Origin of the sequence: Klebsiella sp. 10982 (assembly GCF_048589245.1) — a bacterium.
GTDB lineage: Bacteria > Pseudomonadota > Gammaproteobacteria > Enterobacterales > Enterobacteriaceae > Klebsiella > Klebsiella quasivariicola.
The window spans coordinates 232,770-251,470 of record NZ_JBMAXV010000002.1 but is presented as its reverse complement, the minus strand read 5'-3'; the positions used below and the strand labels follow the sequence as shown (position 1 = coordinate 251,470).

General features: G+C 54.5%; 16 protein-coding genes, 2 tRNA genes and 3 other RNA genes. 10 read left to right on the top strand and 11 right to left on the bottom strand.

Translation table 11 applies throughout. The features are described from left to right. Nucleotides 1-111: 111 nt before the first annotated feature. From ACKLKD_RS02825 to narI, 4 genes are read left to right on the top strand one after another with little or no spacing between them, the layout of a single operon-like run. Nucleotides 112-3,855, top strand: a complete 3,744-nt coding sequence (locus ACKLKD_RS02825; protein ID WP_025712009.1) for a nitrate reductase subunit alpha — start codon at nt 112-114, stop codon at nt 3,853-3,855. Further along, nucleotides 3,852-5,387, top strand: coding sequence for a nitrate reductase subunit beta (narH, locus tag ACKLKD_RS02820; protein ID WP_002910193.1), 1,536 nt, complete (start codon nt 3,852-3,854; stop codon nt 5,385-5,387). The genes ACKLKD_RS02825 and narH overlap by 4 nt, the downstream gene beginning before the upstream one ends. Continuing rightward, a complete protein-coding gene (narJ, locus tag ACKLKD_RS02815) occupies nt 5,384-6,094 on the top strand; it encodes a nitrate reductase molybdenum cofactor assembly chaperone (RefSeq protein WP_012541353.1) in 711 nt (236 codons plus the stop codon). The genes narH and narJ overlap by 4 nt, the downstream gene beginning before the upstream one ends. Further along, on the top strand, nt 6,094-6,771 hold the full coding sequence (narI, locus tag ACKLKD_RS02810) for a respiratory nitrate reductase subunit gamma (RefSeq protein ID WP_002910189.1): 678 nt from the start codon (nt 6,094-6,096) through the stop codon (nt 6,769-6,771). Before narJ ends, narI begins: the two co-directional genes overlap by 1 nt. On the opposite strand, the gene ACKLKD_RS02805 is transcribed toward narI, so the two are convergent. Then, a complete protein-coding gene (locus ACKLKD_RS02805; RefSeq protein WP_080896701.1) occupies nt 6,768-7,664 on the bottom strand; it encodes a DMT family transporter in 897 nt (298 codons plus the stop codon). The two genes, narI and ACKLKD_RS02805, sit on opposite strands and share 4 nt — an antisense overlap. 107 nt (nt 7,665-7,771) lie before the next feature. On the opposite strand from ACKLKD_RS02805, the gene ACKLKD_RS02800 reads away from it, so the two are divergent. Continuing rightward, entirely contained in the window at nt 7,772-8,215 is a 444-nt protein-coding gene (locus tag ACKLKD_RS02800) for an Lrp/AsnC family transcriptional regulator (protein ID WP_025712011.1), read from the top strand. A 102-nt stretch (nt 8,216-8,317) separates the two neighbouring features. On the opposite strand, the gene ACKLKD_RS02795 is transcribed toward ACKLKD_RS02800, so the two are convergent. From ACKLKD_RS02795 to ACKLKD_RS02765, 7 genes are all read right to left on the bottom strand, one after another. Then, nucleotides 8,318-8,450: non-coding RNA, RtT sRNA (locus ACKLKD_RS02795), on the bottom strand. A 43-nt stretch (nt 8,451-8,493) separates the two neighbouring features. After that, nucleotides 8,494-8,625, bottom strand: a non-coding RNA gene (locus ACKLKD_RS02790) — RtT sRNA. A 44-nt stretch (nt 8,626-8,669) separates the two neighbouring features. Further along, nucleotides 8,670-8,754, bottom strand: a tRNA-Tyr gene (locus tag ACKLKD_RS02785). A gap of 39 nt (nt 8,755-8,793) precedes the next feature. Next, nucleotides 8,794-8,878, bottom strand: a tRNA-Tyr gene (locus ACKLKD_RS02780). 28 nt (nt 8,879-8,906) lie between these two features. After that, nucleotides 8,907-9,047, bottom strand: a non-coding RNA gene (locus tag ACKLKD_RS02775) — RtT sRNA. Between the two features lie 170 nt (nt 9,048-9,217). Continuing rightward, nucleotides 9,218-10,060 carry a formyltetrahydrofolate deformylase gene (gene purU, locus ACKLKD_RS02770; protein WP_025712013.1) on the bottom strand — a complete coding sequence of 281 codons (843 nt, stop codon included), beginning with the start codon at nt 10,058-10,060 and terminating at the stop codon, nt 9,218-9,220. Nucleotides 10,061-10,102: 42 nt separating this feature from the next. After that, complete coding sequence (locus tag ACKLKD_RS02765; RefSeq protein ID WP_042929233.1) at nt 10,103-10,561, bottom strand: YchJ family protein; 459 nt, start codon at nt 10,559-10,561, stop codon at nt 10,103-10,105. A 112-nt stretch (nt 10,562-10,673) separates the two neighbouring features. Between ACKLKD_RS02765 and rssA the strand changes: the two genes are divergently transcribed. The 3 genes from rssA to galU all read left to right on the top strand — a co-directional run bounded on the left by rssA (nt 10,674) and on the right by galU (nt 13,779). Further along, on the top strand, nt 10,674-11,576 hold the full coding sequence (gene rssA, locus ACKLKD_RS02760) for a patatin-like phospholipase RssA (protein WP_025712015.1): 903 nt from the start codon (nt 10,674-10,676) through the stop codon (nt 11,574-11,576). 89 nt (nt 11,577-11,665) lie between these two features. After that, a complete protein-coding gene (gene rssB / locus ACKLKD_RS02755; protein ID WP_025712016.1) occupies nt 11,666-12,679 on the top strand; it encodes a two-component system response regulator RssB in 1,014 nt (337 codons plus the stop codon). 197 nt (nt 12,680-12,876) lie between these two features. Then, a complete protein-coding gene (gene galU / locus ACKLKD_RS02750; RefSeq protein WP_025712017.1) occupies nt 12,877-13,779 on the top strand; it encodes a UTP--glucose-1-phosphate uridylyltransferase GalU in 903 nt (300 codons plus the stop codon). A gap of 122 nt (nt 13,780-13,901) precedes the next feature. Here galU and hns read toward each other — a convergent pair whose 3' ends face one another. Together hns and ACKLKD_RS02740 are read right to left on the bottom strand one after the other, a co-directional pair. After that, on the bottom strand, nt 13,902-14,309 hold the full coding sequence (hns, locus tag ACKLKD_RS02745; RefSeq protein WP_002910103.1) for a histone-like nucleoid-structuring protein H-NS: 408 nt from the start codon (nt 14,307-14,309) through the stop codon (nt 13,902-13,904). Nucleotides 14,310-14,730: 421 nt separating this feature from the next. Then, complete coding sequence (locus tag ACKLKD_RS02740; RefSeq protein WP_042929236.1) at nt 14,731-14,862, bottom strand: hypothetical protein; 132 nt, start codon at nt 14,860-14,862, stop codon at nt 14,731-14,733. 7 nt (nt 14,863-14,869) lie between these two features. On the opposite strand from ACKLKD_RS02740, the gene tdk reads away from it, so the two are divergent. Next, nucleotides 14,870-15,487: a thymidine kinase gene (tdk, locus tag ACKLKD_RS02735; protein ID WP_025712018.1), complete on the top strand. Its 618-nt coding sequence runs from the start codon at nt 14,870-14,872 to the stop codon at nt 15,485-15,487. Between the two features lie 152 nt (nt 15,488-15,639). Here tdk and adhE read toward each other — a convergent pair whose 3' ends face one another. Then, a complete protein-coding gene (gene adhE / locus ACKLKD_RS02730; protein WP_025712019.1) occupies nt 15,640-18,315 on the bottom strand; it encodes a bifunctional acetaldehyde-CoA/alcohol dehydrogenase in 2,676 nt (891 codons plus the stop codon). A gap of 77 nt (nt 18,316-18,392) precedes the next feature. Between adhE and ACKLKD_RS02725 the strand changes: the two genes are divergently transcribed. Continuing rightward, nucleotides 18,393-18,560, top strand: a complete 168-nt coding sequence (locus ACKLKD_RS02725; protein WP_051459233.1) for a hypothetical protein — start codon at nt 18,393-18,395, stop codon at nt 18,558-18,560. Nucleotides 18,561-18,701 lie beyond the last annotated feature (141 nt).

Below are 18,701 nucleotides of genomic sequence, written 5' to 3'. Positions count from 1 at the left end.
TCGGATTGATCGCTATCAATTCTCGCCCTCTTTCATAGCGTTACCTTCGCTGCAAATCCAGCAATGTCGATTTATCAGAGAGCCGTCAGGCTCCATATCAGGAGAAACCCGATGAGTAAATTCCTGGACCGGTTTCGCTACTTCAAACAGAAGGGTGAAACCTTTGCCGATGGGCACGGCCAGCTTCTTAACACCAACCGGGACTGGGAGGATGGATACCGTCAACGTTGGCAGCATGACAAAATTGTGCGTTCCACTCACGGTGTTAACTGCACCGGTTCATGCAGCTGGAAGATTTATGTCAAAAACGGTCTGGTGACCTGGGAAACCCAGCAGACTGACTACCCGCGCACCCGCCCGGACCTGCCGAACCACGAACCACGCGGTTGTCCGCGCGGCGCCAGCTACTCATGGTACCTGTACAGCGCGAACCGCCTGAAATATCCACTGATGCGTAAACGTCTGATGAAGATGTGGCGGGAAGCGAAAGTTCAGCATAGCGATCCGGTTGAGGCATGGGCCTCGATTATCGAAGACGCCGACAAAGCCAAAAGCTTCAAACAGGCCCGCGGCCGCGGCGGCTTTGTACGTTCTTCCTGGCAGGAAGTGAATGAGCTGATTGCCGCTTCTAACGTCTACACCGTCAAAACCTACGGTCCGGACCGCGTGGCCGGCTTCTCGCCGATCCCGGCGATGTCGATGGTCTCCTACGCCTCCGGCGCCCGTTACCTGTCGCTGATCGGCGGCACCTGCCTGAGCTTCTACGACTGGTACTGCGACCTGCCGCCGGCCTCGCCGATGACCTGGGGCGAGCAGACCGACGTACCCGAATCCGCCGACTGGTACAACTCCAGCTACATTATCGCCTGGGGCTCCAACGTGCCGCAGACCCGTACACCGGATGCCCACTTCTTTACCGAAGTCCGCTACAAAGGCACCAAGACCGTGGCGATTACCCCGGACTACGCCGAAATCGCCAAACTCTGCGATCTGTGGCTGGCGCCAAAGCAGGGGACCGATGCCGCGATGGCGCTGGCGATGGGCCACGTGATGCTGCGTGAGTTCCACCTCGATAAGCCGAGCCAGTACTTTACCGATTACGTGCGCCGCTACACCGACATGCCAATGCTGGTGATGCTCGAGGAGCGCGATGGTTATTACGCCGCCGGCCGCACGCTGCGCGCGTCCGACCTGGTGGACTCCCTCGGTCAGGAGAACAATCCGGAATGGAAAACCGTCGCCTTTGATGAGAAAGGTGACCTGAGCGTACCGAACGGTTCTCTGGGTTTCCGCTGGGGCGACAAAGGCAAGTGGAACCTCGAACAGCGCGATGGTAAAACCGGCGAAGAGATTGAGCTGCGTCTGAGCCTGCTCGGCAGCCATGATGAAGTGGCAAACGTCGGCTTCCCGTATTTCGGTGGCGAAGGCACAGAGCACTTCAACAAAGTTGACCTCGAGAATGTTCTGCTGCACAAACTGCCGGTGAAACGCCTGCAGCTGGCCGACGGCTCCACCGCCTTGGTCACCACCGTTTACGATCTGACCATGGCTAACTACGGCCTGGAGCGCGGTCTGAACGATGACAACTGCGCCGCCGGCTACGATGAAGTGAAAGCCTACACCCCGGCGTGGGCGGAGAAGATCACCGGCGTCTCCCGCGCGCATATCATTCGTACCGCCCGTGAATTTGCCGATAACGCCGATAAAACTCACGGTCGTTCGATGATTATCGTCGGGGCGGGCCTCAACCACTGGTTCCACCTCGACATGAACTACCGTGGCCTGATCAATATGCTGATCTTCTGCGGCTGCGTCGGTCAGAGCGGCGGCGGTTGGGCGCACTATGTGGGCCAGGAAAAACTGCGTCCGCAGACCGGCTGGCAGCCGCTGGCGTTCGCCCTTGACTGGCAGCGTCCGGCACGTCACATGAATAGTACCTCGTACTTCTATAACCACTCCAGCCAGTGGCGCTATGAAACGGTGACCGCGCAGGAACTGCTGTCGCCGATGGCGGATAAATCCCGTTACAGCGGCCACCTGATCGACTTTAACGTGCGCGCAGAGCGGATGGGCTGGCTGCCGTCGGCGCCGCAGCTTGGCGTCAACCCGCTGCGTATCGCTGACGAAGCGAAGAAAGCCGGCATGACCCCGGTGGATTACACCGTGAAGTCGCTGAAAGAGGGCTCGATTCGCTTTGCGGCCGAGCAACCGGAAAACGGCAAAAACCACCCGCGTAACCTGTTTATCTGGCGTTCCAACCTGCTGGGTTCCTCCGGTAAAGGTCATGAATACATGCTCAAGTACCTGCTGGGTACCGAGAACGGCATTCAGGGCAAAGACCTTGGCAAGCAGGGCGGCGTGAAGCCGGAAGAAGTCGAGTGGCGGGATAACGGCCTCGACGGCAAACTGGATCTGGTGGTAACTCTCGACTTCCGTCTGTCGAGCACCTGTCTCTACTCCGACATCGTGCTACCGACCGCCACCTGGTACGAAAAAGACGACATGAATACTTCGGATATGCATCCGTTTATTCACCCGCTGTCGGCCGCCGTTGACCCGGCGTGGGAATCGAAGAGCGACTGGGATATCTATAAAGGAATCGCGAAGAAATTCTCTGAAGTGTGCGTGGGTCACCTCGGTAAAGAAACCGACGTCGTCACGCTGCCGATCCAGCACGACTCCGCCGCGGAAATGGCGCAGCCGCTGGATGTCAAAGACTGGAAAAAAGGCGAATGCGATCTCATCCCGGGGAAAACCGCGCCGCATATTATTCCGGTCGAGCGCGATTATCCGGCGACCTACGAGCGCTTCACCTCGATCGGCCCGCTGCTGGAAACCATCGGCAACGGCGGTAAAGGCATCGCCTGGAATACCCAGAGCGAAATGGACCTGCTGCGTAAGCTCAACTACACCAAGGCGGAAGGCCCGGCGAAAGGCCAGCCGAAGCTGGAGACAGCCATCGACGCCGCGGAGATGATCCTCACTCTGGCGCCGGAAACCAACGGTCAGGTGGCGGTGAAGGCGTGGAAAGCGTTGAGCGAGATCACCGGTCGCGAGCACACGCACCTGGCGCTGAACAAAGAAGACGAGAAGATCCGCTTCCGCGATATTCAGGCGCAGCCGCGGAAGATTATCTCCAGCCCGACCTGGTCTGGCCTGGAGGATGAGCACGTCTCCTATAACGCCGGTTACACCAACGTTCACGAGCTGATCCCGTGGCGCACGCTGTCCGGCCGCCAGTCGCTGTATCAGGATCACCAGTGGATGCGCGACTTTGGCGAAAGCCTGCTGGTCTATCGTCCGCCGATTGACACCCGTTCGGTGAAAGCGGTGATGGGCGAGAAGTCCAACGGCAATCCGGAGAAGGCGCTGAACTTCCTGACCCCGCACCAGAAATGGGGTATCCACTCGACCTACAGCGATAACCTGCTAATGCTGACTCTGTCGCGCGGCGGCCCGATCGTCTGGATGAGCGAAGCGGATGCGAAAGATCTGGGTATCGAAGATAACGACTGGATTGAAGTGTTTAACGCCAACGGCGCCCTGACGGCGCGCGCGGTCGTGAGCCAGCGCGTACCGGCCGGAATGACCATGATGTATCACGCGCAGGAACGCATCGTGAACCTGCCGGGCTCTGAAATCACCGGTCAGCGCGGGGGGATCCATAACTCCGTCACCCGTATTACGCCAAAACCGACCCACATGATCGGCGGTTACGGCCACCTGGCCTATGGCTTTAACTACTACGGTACCGTCGGCTCCAACCGCGATGAGTTTGTGGTGGTACGTAAGATGAAGAACATTAACTGGTTAGACGGCGAAGGCAACGACCAGGTACAGGAGAGCGTAAAATGAAAATTCGTTCACAAGTCGGCATGGTGCTGAATCTCGATAAATGCATCGGCTGCCACACCTGCTCGGTCACCTGTAAAAACGTCTGGACCAGCCGGGAAGGGATGGAATATGCCTGGTTCAACAACGTTGAAAGTAAACCAGGCGTCGGTTTCCCGAACGACTGGGAAAACCAGGAAAAATGGAAGGGCGGCTGGATCCGCAAAATCAACGGTAAGCTGCAGCCGCGCATGGGCAACCGCGCGATGCTGCTGGGTAAAATCTTCGCCAACCCGCATCTGCCGGGGATCGACGATTACTACGAGCCGTTTGATTATGACTACCAGAATCTGCACAACGCGCCGGAAAGTAAGCATCAGCCGATCGCCCGTCCGCGCTCGCTGATCACCGGCCAGCGGATGGACAAAATTACCAGCGGCCCGAACTGGGAAGAGATCCTCGGCGGCGAGTTCGAAAAACGCGCCAAAGATCAGAACTTCGACAATATGCAGAAGGCGATGTACGGCCAGTTCGAGAACACCTTCATGATGTATCTGCCGCGCCTGTGCGAGCACTGCCTGAACCCGGCCTGCGTCGCGACCTGCCCGAGCGGCGCCATCTATAAGCGTGAAGAAGACGGCATCGTGCTGATCGACCAGGACAAGTGCCGCGGCTGGCGGATGTGTATCACCGGCTGTCCGTACAAGAAGATCTATTTCAACTGGAAGAGCGGGAAATCCGAGAAATGCATCTTCTGCTACCCGCGTATTGAATCCGGAATGCCGACGGTGTGCTCCGAAACCTGCGTGGGCCGTATCCGCTATCTCGGGGTCCTGCTGTATGACGCAGATGCGATTGAAAACGCCGCCAGCACCGAGAACGAGAAAGATCTGTATCAGCGCCAGCTGGACGTCTTCCTCGATCCAAACGATCCAAAAGTGATTGAACAGGCGTTAAAAGATGGCGTACCGCAGGGCGTAATTGAAGCCGCGCAGCAGTCGCCGGTCTATAAAATGGCGATGGACTGGAAGCTGGCGCTGCCGCTGCACCCGGAATATCGTACCCTGCCAATGGTCTGGTACGTGCCGCCTCTGTCGCCGATTCAGTCCGCCGCCGATGCGGGCGAACTGGGTAGTAACGGTATTCTGCCGGACGTGGAAAGCCTGCGTATTCCGGTGCAGTATCTGGCGAACCTGCTGACCGCCGGCGATACCCAGCCGGTCCTGCTGGCGCTGAAGCGGATGCTGGCGATGCGTCACTACAAACGTGCGGAAACCGTCGACGGCGTCGTCGATACCCGTGCGCTGGAAGAGGTGGGGCTGAGCGAAGCGCAGGCCCAGGAGATGTACCGCTATCTGGCGATCGCTAACTACGAAGATCGTTTCGTGGTGCCGAGCAGCCACCGTGAACAGGCGCGAGAAGCGTTTCCGGAGAAAAACGGCTGCGGCTTCAGCTTTGGCGATGGCTGCCACGGCTCGGACAGCCAGTTCAACCTGTTCAACAGCCGTCGCATCGACGCTATCGACGTGACCAGCAAAACGGAGCCGCACGCATGATTGAACTCGTGATTATGTCGCGTCTGCTCGAATACCCTGACGCTGCCTTATGGCAGCATCAGCAGGAGATGTTCGAGGCGCTCGCGTCATCAGAGAAACTCAGCAAAGAGGATGCCCACGCGCTGGGCGTTTTCCTGCGCGATTTAGTGGCTCAGGATCCGCTGGATGCCCAGGCGGCCTATAGCGAACTGTTTGACCGCGGCCGCGCCACCTCGCTGCTGCTGTTTGAACATGTCCACGGCGAATCACGCGATCGCGGGCAGGCGATGGTGGATTTGATGGCGCAGTATGAGCGCCACGGTCTGCTGCTTGATAGCCACGAGCTGCCGGATCACCTGCCGCTGTATCTGGAGTATCTGGCGCAACTGCCGGAAGAGGAAGCGCTTGGCGGCCTGCGGGACGTCGCGCCGATCCTCGGCCTGCTCAGCGCGCGCCTGCAGCAGCGCGAAAGTCGCTATGCGGTGCTGTTCGAGCTGTTACTGAAGCTGGCTAATACTCAGGTCGACAGCCAGAAGGTGGCAGAGAAGATTGCCGACGAGGCGCGCGACGATACGCCGCAGGCGCTGGACGCGGTCTGGGAAGAAGAACAGGTCAAATTCTTTGCCGACCAGGGCTGCGGCGAGTCGGAAATTTCCGCTCACCAGCGTCGTTTTGCCGGAGCCGTGGCCCCGCAATATCTGAATATCTCTAACGGAGGACAGCAATAATGCACTTCCTGAATATGTTCTTCTTTGACATTTATCCGTACATTGCGGGCTCAGTGTTCCTGATCGGCAGCTGGCTGCGCTACGACTATGGCCAGTACACCTGGCGCGCGGCCTCCAGCCAGATGCTGGATCGTAAAGGGATGAACCTGGCGTCGAACCTGTTCCATATCGGCATCCTCGGTATTTTCGCCGGCCACTTCCTCGGCATGCTGACCCCGCACTGGATGTATGAGTCCTTCCTGCCTATCGACGTCAAGCAGAAGATGGCGATGATCGCCGGCGGCGCCTGCGGCGTGATGACCCTGGTGGGCGGGTTACTGCTGCTCAAGCGTCGTCTGCTCAGCCCGCGCGTTCGCGCCACCACCACCGGAGCGGATATTCTGATCCTCTCCCTGCTGATGGTGCAGTGTGCGCTTGGCCTGCTGACGATCCCGTTCTCTGCCCAGCATATGGACGGCAGTGAAATGATGAAGCTGGTCGGCTGGGCGCAGTCGGTGGTGACCTTCCACGGCGGCGCTTCGCAGCATCTGGATGGCGTGGCGTTTATTTTCCGCGTTCATCTGGTGCTGGGCATGACCCTGTTCCTGCTGTTCCCGTTCTCCCGTCTGGTTCATATCTGGAGCGCGCCGGTCGAGTACCTGACGCGCAAATACCAGATTGTGCGCGCGCGTCGCTAGTTCATTCTCGACGGCTGACTTACCCCGCCATGGCGGGGTTTTTTTTCGCCCCAGCCAAGGTTGTTGCCCGCCGCAGCAAACAGAATCAGCACCCCTCCAGCCAACTGCAGCGGCGTGAGCGCGTGATGGAAAACCAGATAGTCAACCACGATAGCCACCAGCGGATAGATAAACGAGTGCGAACCAGTGACCGGGGTCGGCAGCTTTTGAATCGCACTATATAAAAGTTGATACATAATCCCGGTATGGACGATGCCGAGGATCAGCAAATAGCGCCAGGGAAAATGGCCGTTAAACTCGGGGGCATGAACCAGCGGCAAAAGCATTACCGTACCGACGATAACCTGAATAAAAGCGATATGCTGCGCCGGTAGCGGCCGCAGCTTGCGGGCGATAATGGCGGTCAGGGCATAGAAGAATGCCGCGCCCAGCGCCAGTAACACGCCGGTGATGAGTCCCTCGCCGTGCGCGGGCATCAGTTCGCTCGACAGCAGGATCACCACGCCGCCAAAGGCCAGCAGTAGCCATCCCCATTTCACGGCGCTGACCCGTTCCCCCAGCACCATCCCCATCAGTACCAGCATAAACGGCTGGGTGTTATAGACCACGGTGGCCATGCCGATGGAGATCCGCGAATAGGCGGCAAACAACAGCAGCCAGTTGACGACCAGCGCCGCGCCGCCAATCACCGCCAGAGCGAGAGTGAAACGCGTTAGCCGGCTGAAGGGCTGGCGGCTTAACACGATAAACACCAGCAAGGTTAGCGCGCCAATAAGGCAGCGCCAGAACACGACATCAATCACCGGCAAACCCGAGAGCAGCACGAACGCGCCGATCGAGCCGGAGATTATCATTGCCAGGCTCATTTGCCAGACGCCGCGGGTAAGTTGCATTTTTCACCTCCACAATTTTTCAGCTATTGTGCGAAAAACCCTGACAGGGTGATATGGCTGAATTAAGGTTGAAAGGGTTAAATGCCTTTTATAATTAGGTGAAATAGATGAATGACATTCTTGATGAAATAGACCGGGCGATCCTCACTTGCCTGACCCAGGATGCCAGAGTTTCGCTAAAGGTCTTGAGCGCACGAGTGGGACTGACCTCGCCGAGCACGGCCGAGCGGGTGAAGCGCCTGGAGGAGCGGGGCGTTATTCAGGGTTATGGGGCGCGGGTCAATCTCGCTGCGCTGGGCTACAGCCTGCAGGCGCTGGTGCGGGTCCGGCCGCTGCCGGGGCTGCTGCAGAAAGTGGATAAATATATCCAGGCGATGCCGGAATGCATTGAAAGTGACAAGGTGACCGGGGAAGATTGTTTCGTGATGCGCCTTGTGGTGCGCGACATTGCCCAGCTTGATACCCTGCTGGACGGTCTGGCGGAATATGCGCAGTGCAATACCTCGGTGGTGAAAAGCTCGCCGGTAAAAAGGCGGTTGCCACCGCTGTGATTTTTTCGCAGACGTTGCGGTTACCGGTCAGCAGTGCCTGTAGCCTCGCTAAGCGAAGCGCGAGCGAGGAGAGAGCAGCACAGGTGGTTGCAGAGAGCGCGAGAGTGGTGGGGGAAGGATAACTCGGCGCTCAAGCGCCTCGCCCTTCGGGCCGTTGCCTGCGGCAACGTTCTCTCGCTGGAGCTCGAGTCGAACCTTAGTCGAAGCTTCTCATCCTTCCCCGTTGGGCAGAATATAGAATATCGCTGGTAGATTAAGCTGGGCATGACATGGAGAGATGGTGGTGGGGGAAGGATAACTCGTCGCTAAAGCGCCTCGCCCTTCGGGCCGTTGCCTGCGGCAACGTTCTCTCGCTACGCTCGAGTCGAACCTTGGTCGAAGCTTCTCATCCTTCCCCGTAGGGCAGAATCTAAAATATCGTAGAGTAATTGGATTGAGGTGTTTTTTAAGAGGATGGTGGTGGGGGAAGGATTCGAACCTTCGAAGTCGATGACGGCAGATTTACAGTCTGCTCCCTTTGGCCGCTCGGGAACCCCACCAGGGGTAAAATCATATTGTAGGCTATTCAGCAAAATGAATGGTGGTGGGGGAAGGATTCGAACCTTCGAAGTCGATGACGGCAGATTTACAGTCTGCTCCCTTTGGCCGCTCGGGAACCCCACCACGGGGAATATTCACTTCTGCTGCATTCAACAGGAGGGAAGGATTATTCGGAGCTAAAGCTCCTCACCCTTCGGGCCGTTGCCTTCGGCAACGTTCTCTCGCTGGTGCTCGAGTCGAACCTTGAAGTCGATGACTGCAGATTTACAGTCAGCTCCCTTATGAACGCTCGGGAACCCCACCACGGGGTAATGCTTAGTACTGGCCTGCTTCCTTCTCGGGAAGCGGGGCGCATCATACCAAATGATGCGCCCCTGTAAAGCATTCCTTTGACAAAAATAAACTGGTTGCCTGATTTTTACCCGTAACGCCGTAAAGCTAACCAATTCATTTCTTAGTCGATTAAAGAATGATCGTCCGGTTACCGTAAACGAATACGCGCTGCGCCAGTACCTGATATAACGCGCGGCTTAAAACGTTTTTTTCGACATCGCGCCCAGCACGCATCATATCTTCTGCAGTATAAGTATGATCGACGTGAATCACGTCCTGCATGATAATCGGACCCTCGTCCAGATTATCATTCACATAGTGGGCAGTGGCGCCGATGATCTTCACGCCGCGCTCGTAGGCCTGATGATAGGGACGCGCGCCGATGAACGCCGGTAAAAACGAATGGTGAATATTGATGATTTTATTCGGGAAGCGGGCGACAAACTCCGGCGTGAGGACGCGCATATATTTGGCCAGTACCACGTAATCCGGCTCGTGGGCGGCGATAGCGTCACCCATTTGCTTGTCGTGTTCGTCGCGGCTCAGCCCTTCATGGCTGACCAGCTCGAACGGAATACCAAAGCGTTCCACCAGCGGGCGCAGCGTGTCATGGTTGCCGATAACCGCGGCAATGTCGACGTCCAGTCCGCCATAGTTGGCTTTCATCAGCAGATCGCCAAGGCAGTGCGCTTCTTTAGTGACCAGAATCACCACCCGGCGGCGGCCTGCAGGATTCAGTTCACGGATGGAGCCTTCGGGCAGGGCGCTGTCCAGATCGGCCAGCAGAATGGTGTCGTTGAAAATGCCTTCCAGCTCGGTGCGCATAAAGAAACGACCGGTACGGTGGTCAACAAATTCATTGTTCTGCACAATGTTGAGTTCATGCTTGTAGCAGATATTGGTGATACGCGCGATGAGGCCTTTCTGATCAGGGCAAATAGTGCGTAGTACTTTACGTTGTAATGAATGCATCGCGAGGAAAATCCTGTAGTGTTTGCAAGCGCTACGGCAGCGTTACTGGCCGCAGCATTTTTTAAATTTTTTACCTGAACCGCAAGGGCAGGGGTCGTTGCGGCCAATCAGCGGCCGTGTCCCGTCGATATAGTACCATTGTCCATTTTCTTTTAAGAATCTGGAACGTTCAATAATGGCGCCTGGACGGTTATTGTCATTAAAGCGGGCGACAAAGCTGACAAAACTTTCATCTGGGGTTCGTCCTTCATCGCTGGCGAACAGGGTTAAGCCCAGCCACTCGGTTTGGCTAAACCCCTTTTCCAGATCGGCGCGAAACTGCTGCGCCTGGCAGGACGGATGCCAGGTTTTAATCAGATAGTCGGCATCTTTCATGACGAACGCGCTGTAACGGGAGCGCATAAGCTGTGACGGGCCAGGCGCAAGCTCGGCGCCGGACAGATATCGCTGGCAACATGAGCTATACTCCAGTGCGCTGCCACAGGGGCACAATTGCGACAAAATTGCCTCCATGGAAGAAAGAGTAACGGCGCGTTTACGCCAAAGGGCTTTATGTTAACTGAGGCGTGACAATGTTGCCACGCTCAGAGTGGAAGGATAGTTATCAGTACTCATGAGAAAGCTTAAAATTGGTCTGGCGTTAGGGGCGGGGGCGGCCCGCGGGTGGTCGCATATTGGCGTCATCAACGCTCTTCAGCGGGCCGGTATTGAAATTGATATCGTGGCCGGCTGCTCTATCGGTTCTCTGGTAGGAGCGGCGTTCGCCTGTAACCGACTCCCGGCGCTCGAATCATGGGTCTGTTCTTTCAGCAACTGGGATGTCCTGAAGCTGATGGACCTTTCCTGGCGTCGCGGTGGACTGCTGCGGGGGGAAAAGGTATTTAATCATTACCGCCGCATCATGCCTGTGACCGATATCGCGGCCTGCGAACGGCCTTTTGCCGCTGTCGCCACCAATTTAAGCACCGGCCGGGAGCTGTGGTTTACCGAAGGCGATCTGCATTTAGCGATTCGTGCTTCCTGCAGTATGCCAGGACTGATGGCGCCGGTCAGGCATAATGGCTACTGGCTGGTGGATGGCGCAGTGGTCAATCCGGTACCGGTGTCGCTGACGCGTGCGATGGGGGCGGACATTGTGATTGCTGTAGACCTGCAGCATGATGCCCATCTCATGCAGCAAGATTTATTCTCCCTCGACACGCCCCGGCGGGACGCTGAAGAGAAGGAAGGTCCATGGCATGCTCGCCTGCGCGCGCGGTTGACGCAAATGAGTGCCCGACGTGCAACGGTGACGCCGACGGCCATGGAGATCATGACCACGTCTATCCAGGTTCTGGAGAACCGTCTTAAACGCAATCGTATGGCGGGCGACCCACCGGATATCCTGCTGCAGCCTTTTTGTCCGCAAGTGTCGACGCTGGATTTCCATCGCGCGGGTGAGGCGATTGCTGCGGGGCATTTGGCCGTAGAAAAGAAAATGGATGAACTATTACCCTTAGTGCGTACAGCGGTTTGACGCACGAGTACCTGACTTAAGTAAAATCTGACAGGCGATAGTGTGAATAGCGTGCCACTATTGAATTATCGTCAGCCAGGGGAGATATCATGACGCAGCCATTGGCGGGAAAACAGATTCTGATAGTTGAAGACGAACCCGTTTTCCGCTCACTCTTGCATGGATGGCTGGCCTCGCTGGGAGCCACAACCTGGCTGGCAGAAGATGGCATGGATGCCCTGCATAAAATGACAGAGGTGCATCCGGACCTGATGATTTGCGACATTTCTATGCCGAGAATGAACGGTCTGGAGCTGGTGGAGACGCTGCGAAACCGCGGCGAGCAGTTGCCGATTTTGATGATTTCGGCGACTGAAAACATGGCGGACATAGCCAAAGCGTTGCGGCTTGGCGTCCAGGACGTGCTGCTAAAGCCCGTAAAAGATTTCGATCGCCTGCGCGAGACTGTCTATGCCTGCCTTTATCCCGCGATGTTCAGCTCACGTGTGGAAGAGGAAGAGCGTCTGTTTGAGGACTGGGACGCACTGGTTAGTAATCCCACCGCCGCATCAAGATTACTGCAGGAATTGCAGCCGCCAGTGCAGCAGGAAATGTCGCACTGTCGGATCCATTATCGCCAACTGGTGTCGGCGGACAAACCCGGGTTGGTACTTGATATTGCACCGCTCTCAGAAAATGATTTAGCGTTCTATTGTCTGGATGTCACCCGAGCCGGAGATAATGGTGTACTGGCGGCGTTATTATTGCGCGCGTTGTTCAATGGTCTGTTGCAGGAGCAACTTGCGCACCAGGGACAACGCTTACCTGAAATGGGGAGCCTGTTAAAACAGGTCAATCAGTTACTGCGTCAGGCTAATCTTCCTGGACAGTTCCCTTTACTGGTGGGTTATTACCACAGCGGATTGAAAAATTTAATTCTGGTTTCTGCTGGTCTCAATGGCACACTGAATACAGGTGAACATCAAATTCAGATAAGTAATGGCGTTCCTTTAGGGACGTTGGGGGATGCCTACCTCAACCAAATTAGCCAGCGTTGTACGTCCTGGCAGTGCCAAATTTGGGGGGCCGGAGGACGTTTACGCTTAATGTTGTCTGCGGAATGAGCAATTAACGTTATATCTAAGCAGACAGGATTACCCGTAGCCCTTTACCGGTGGTACCATCGAGCAGTTTTATGCGTAAAAGTCCTAATTCGAGGCTATCGGAACCTTTTCAGATCAGTGAATACGCGGTTGACTGATATACTCGACACGTTATTTGTAACGAGAAGTTTAAAAAACAAACAGTCCAGGAGATTTCAATGGCTGCCCTTAATTCTAAAGTCAGAAAAGCGGTTATCCCGGTCGCGGGATTAGGCACCAGGATGCTGCCTGCCACAAAAGCAATCCCAAAAGAAATGCTGCCGCTGGTAGATAAACCGTTAATTCAGTACGTTGTTAATGAATGTATCGCTGCAGGAATTACTGAAATTGTTCTGGTAACGCACTCGTCCAAAAACTCTATCGAAAACCATTTCGATACCAGTTTTGAGCTGGAAGCGATGCTGGAAAAACGTGTAAAACGTCAGCTGCTGGAAGAAGTGCAGTCTATTTGCCCGCCGCACGTCACCATTATGCAAGTTCGTCAAGGTCTGGCGAAAGGCCTTGGCCACGCGGTGCTTTGCGCCCATCCGGTGGTAGGTGATGAGCCGGTCGCGGTTATTCTGCCAGACGTTATTCTGGATGAATATGAATCAGATCTGAGCCGCGATAACCTTGCAGAGATGATTTCTCGTTTCGATGAAACCGGCGTCAGCCAGATTATGGTTGAGCCTGTTGAGGATGTGACCGCGTATGGCGTGGTTGACTGTAAAGGCGAATCCCTTAAGCCGGGCGAAAGTGTACCGATGGTAGGGGTGGTCGAGAAGCCGAAAGCTGACGTTGCTCCGTCCAACCTGGCGGTAGTAGGGCGCTATGTCCTCAGCGCAGATATCTGGCCACTGCTGGCGAAAACCCCTCCTGGCGCCGGGGATGAAATTCAGCTGACTGACGCGATTGATATGCTGATCGAGAAAGAGACAGTTGAAGCTTATCATATGAAGGGCAAGAGCCATGACTGCGGCAATAAGCTTGGCTATATGCAGGCGTTTGTCGAATATGGTATTCGCCACAAAACGCTGGGTGACGATTTTAAAGCCTGGCTTGAAGCTGCGGTTACGAAGTAATCTACCGCGCGGTTGAAAGCCCAAAGCCGGGAGCGCGTCAGCGACTCCCGGTTTTTTTATATTGGTACTCAAGGCAAAAAAAATCCCGCCGCAGCGGGATTTTTATATAGCAGCAATGAAGATTAGATCAGGAAATCGTCCAGTGATTTGCCTTGTTCGTCCATTGCTTTTTTGATCACTGCCGGAGTACGACCCTGGCCGGTCCAGGTTTTGGTTTCGCCGTTTTCGTCTACATAGCTATATTTAGCCGGACGCGCAGCACGCTTGGTTTTGGTACCGGCTTTAACGGCAGCCATGGTGCTCAGCAGTTCATTCGGATCAATACCGTCAGCAATCAGCATTTCGCGGTATTGCTGCAGCTTACGCGTACGTTCTTCAATTTCCGCCGCAGCAGCGTTTTCTTCTTCACGGCGCTCGTTAACGACGACTTCTAATTTTTCCAGCATTTCTTCGAGCGTTTCCAGGGTGCATTCTCTTGCCTGCGCACGAAGAGTACGGATGTTGTTCAAAATTTTAAGTGCTTCGCTCATTGTAGTAATCTCAAACTTATATTGTGGGGTGGTTTGTTGAACTAATAATAGAGCGATAAATTGCGTTGTGCAATAGGGGAGAATGTAAGGAATTCAAAATTACTGGTTATTTGTCGCGGGAATTAATTAATTTAAGTTAAAATTCCCGTGTCGCTTCACATCTTTCCTGCTTATAGCGATGCGAGGAACCCCAGCTAAAACACTGAGGCAGTATGCTTTTTTTGAGGTTTAGGGAGAAAATTTATACTTTACCTGGGTAAATATGCCGCCTCAGTATTAGCGCATTTTTGGTTACGCCCCTTAATATAAAACAGTGTGCATCCAGGCTTATAGCCCTTGACCTGCGGGGCTATAAGCACGAAAAGACAATGGTTACCTTGCTGGTAGCGTAGCGATACGAACAAATAATGGCCCTGCAAATTCAATTAATCTCCATAATCCTTTCACTTTCCAGGCCCTTCAGCGCCGCGACAATACCCCTGCTGAAAGGGCGGCTGAGCGCATAAAATATGGTACAATCGCCGCCGCGATAAAACACATTGATTGGGGTCACGCAGCCGATGGCACAACTTTATTTCTACTACTCTGCAATGAATGCAGGTAAGTCGACCGCTCTGTTGCAATCTTCGTACAATTACCAGGAGCGGGGGATGCGTACCGTCGTTTATACCGCTGAGATTGACGACCGATTTGGCGCTGGCAAAGTCAGCTCGCGTATTGGTCTCTCCTCCCCAGCCCGCTTGTATAACCCGCAGACGTCCTTATTTAACGATATCGCGGCAGAGCACAAGCTGAAGCCGATTCACTGTGTGCTGGTGGACGAAAGCCAGTTTCTGACGCGCGAACAAGTTCATGAGCTGTCCGAAGTTGTCGATATGCTCGATATTCCGGTGCTTTGTTACGGCCTGCGCACAGACTTTCGCGGCGAGCTTTTTACCGGCAGCCAATATTTACTGGCCTGGTCCGATAAACTGGTGGAACTGAAAACCATTTGTTTCTGTGGCCGGAAGGCCAGCATGGTGCTGCGTCTTGATCAGGAAGGACGTCCTTATAATGAGGGCGAGCAGGTGGTCATCGGCGGTAATGAACGATACGTCTCAGTTTGTCGTAAGCACTATAAAGAGGCGCTAAGCGTTGGGTCGTTAACTCAGGTACAAAACCAGCACCGTCCCTGCTAATACGCTCAGAAGCTCATACAGGCGCCCGTGGGCGCCTTTTTTTGCCTGCGATAAGCCAGCCAGCGGCTACTTTGTGGTAAAACCGTGGCTGATGACTGGCATAAAAAAAGCCCCATCCGAGGATGAGGCTTTTAGCGTATTTACGCTGTCGATTAAGCGGATTTTTTCGCTTTTTTCTCAGCTTTAACCGGAGCGACTTCTGCTTTCACCCCAGCTTCGCCTTCGACGAATTCGCGGCCATAGTAGGTATCCAGCAGAATCTGTTTCAGTTCGGAGATCAGCGGGTAGCGCGGGTTAGCGCCGGTGCACTGGTCGTCGAATGCATCTTCAGACAGCTTATCAACGTGGGCCAGGAAGTCAGCTTCCTGAACGCCAGCTTCGCGGATAGATTTCGGAATACCCAGCTCAGCTTTAATGCTTTCCAGCCATGCCAGCAGTTTCTCGATTTTCGCTGCGGTACGGTCGCCCGGTGCGGACAGACCCAGGTGGTCAGCGATTTCGGCGTAACGACGACGAGCCTGCGGACGGTCGTACTGGCTGAATGCGGTCTGCTTGGTCGGATTGTCATTCGCGTTGTAGCGGATAACGTTGCAGATCAGCAGGGCGTTGGCCAGACCGTGCGGAATATGGAACTGGGAACCCAGTTTGTGCGCCATGGAGTGACACACGCCGAGGAAGGCGTTCGCAAACGCGATACCGGCGATAGTTGCGGCACTGTGTACACGTTCACGGGCAACCGGGTTTTTGGAACCTTCGTGGTAAGAGGCCGGCAGGTACTCTTTCAGCAGTTTCAGAGCCTGCAGAGCCTGGCCGTCAGAGAACTCAGAAGCCAGTACGGAAACGTAAGCTTCCAGGGCGTGAGTGACGGCATCCAGACCACCGAACGCACACAGGGACTTCGGCATATCCATGACCAGGTTGGCGTCAACAATGGCCATATCCGGCGTCAGGGCATAGTCTGCCAGCGGATATTTCTGACCTGTTGCGTCATCGGTTACCACAGCAAACGGTGTCACTTCAGAACCGGTACCGGAGGTAGTGGTGATCGCCACCATCTTCGCTTTAACACCCATTTTCGGGAACTTGTAGATACGTTTACGGATATCCATAAAGCGCAGCGCCAGTTCTTCGAAGTGCGTTTCCGGATGTTCGTACATGACCCACATGATTTTCGCGGCATCCATCGGGGAACCACCACCCAGCGCGATGATCACGTCTGGTTTAAAGGAGTTCGCCAGGTCGGCACCTTTACGTACGATAGTCAGCGTCGGGTCAGCTTCAACTTCGAAGAAGACTTCAGTTTCAACACCCGCTGCTTTCAGTACGGAAGTGATCTGATCGGCATAGCCGTTGTTGAACAGGAAGCGGTCAGTCACGATCAGCGCGCGTTTGTGACCATCAGTAATCACTTCATCCAGTGCGATTGGCAGAGAGCCACGACGGAAGTAGATCGATTTCGGAAGTTTGTGCCACAACATGTTTTCAGCTCGCTTAGCAACGGTTTTCTTGTTGATCAGGTGTTTCGGACCAACGTTTTCAGAGATGGAGTTACCACCCCAGGAACCACAACCCAGAGTCAGGGAAGGCGCGAGTTTGAAGTTGTACAGGTCACCGATACCACCCTGAGATGCTGGGGTGTTGATCAGGATACGTGCGGTTTTCATCATCTGGCCAAAGTAAGCCACGCGAGCCGGCTGGTTATCCTGGTCGGTGTACAGGCAAGAGGTGTGACCGATACCGCCCATGGCAACCAGTTTTTCCGCTTTGGCTACTGCATCTTCGAAATCTTTCGCACGGTACATAGCCAGCGTCGGCGACAGTTTTTCGTGAGCAAACGGTTCGCTTTCGTCAACGTTGGTCACTTCACCGATCAGAATTTTGGTGGAGGCCGGAACAGTAAAGCCTGCCAGTTCAGCGATTTTCGCCGCTGGCTGACCAACGATAGCGGCGTTCAGCGCGCCATTTTTCAGAATGATATCCTGAACAGCTTTCAGTTCTTTACCTTGCAGCAGGTAACCGCCGTGGCTGGCGAAACGTTCGCGAACCGCGTCATAAACAGAATCAACCACAACAACAGACTGCTCAGAAGCACAGATAACGCCGTTATCGAAGGTTTTAGACATCAGTACGGATGCTACGGCGCGTTTGATGTCTGCAGTTTCATCGATTACTACCGGCGTGTTACCGGCACCAACACCGATAGCAGGTTTACCGGAGCTGTATGCTGCTTTCACCATGCCTGGACCACCGGTCGCGAGGATCAGGTTGATGTCCGGGTGGTGCATCAGGGCGTTAGACAGCTCAACAGACGGCTGATCGATCCAGCCAATCAGGTCTTTTGGCGCACCGGCAGCGATGGCAGCCTGCAGCACGATGTCAGCGGCTTTGTTGGTGGCTTCTTTAGCACGCGGATGCGGAGAGAAGATGATGGCGTTACGGGTCTTCAGGCTAATGAGCGATTTGAAGATGGCTGTGGAAGTCGGGTTAGTGGTCGGTACGATACCGCAAATGATACCGATAGGTTCAGCGATAGTGATGGTACCAAAAGTGTCGTCTTCTGACAGGACGCCACAGGTCTTTTCATCTTTATAGGCGTTGTAGATATATTCAGAAGCGAAGTGGTTTTTGATCACTTTGTCTTCTACGATACCCATTCCGGATTCGGCAACGGCCATTTTAGCGAGAGGGATTCGAGCATCTGCGGCGGCCAGAGCGGCTGCACGGAAGATTTTGTCGACTTGTTCTTGAGTGAAACTGGCATATTCACGCTGGGCTTTCTTGACACGCTCAACAAGCGCGTTCAGTTCAGCGATATTAGTAACAGCCATAATGCTCTCCTGATAATGTTAAACTTTTTTAGTAAATCAGTTGCTCGATTCGACATTATAGACAGGCTGTTAACAGCTTGCATGTAAATGTTTATGTAGAAAAATCAGGGTGCTGTTTTACCGATTTACTAAAAAAGCTTTGTCTCTTTCTCTGTCAGGTACTGCTGCCTTCCACTCTGTTGGTGTCATCAAGATTACTCACTTCTGAGTACAAAATACGTGATTTAGATCAAATATTGGCGTAGCTGATACCTTTCAGCTGGCTGCTTTTTAACCGATTCAATCAAGTGTAATGGGAGGGTTTTGAAATTAAAGAAATAGTTAGCATTAAATACACATATATCCAACATTCGATACATATCACCGGGTTATGCATATTTATAATG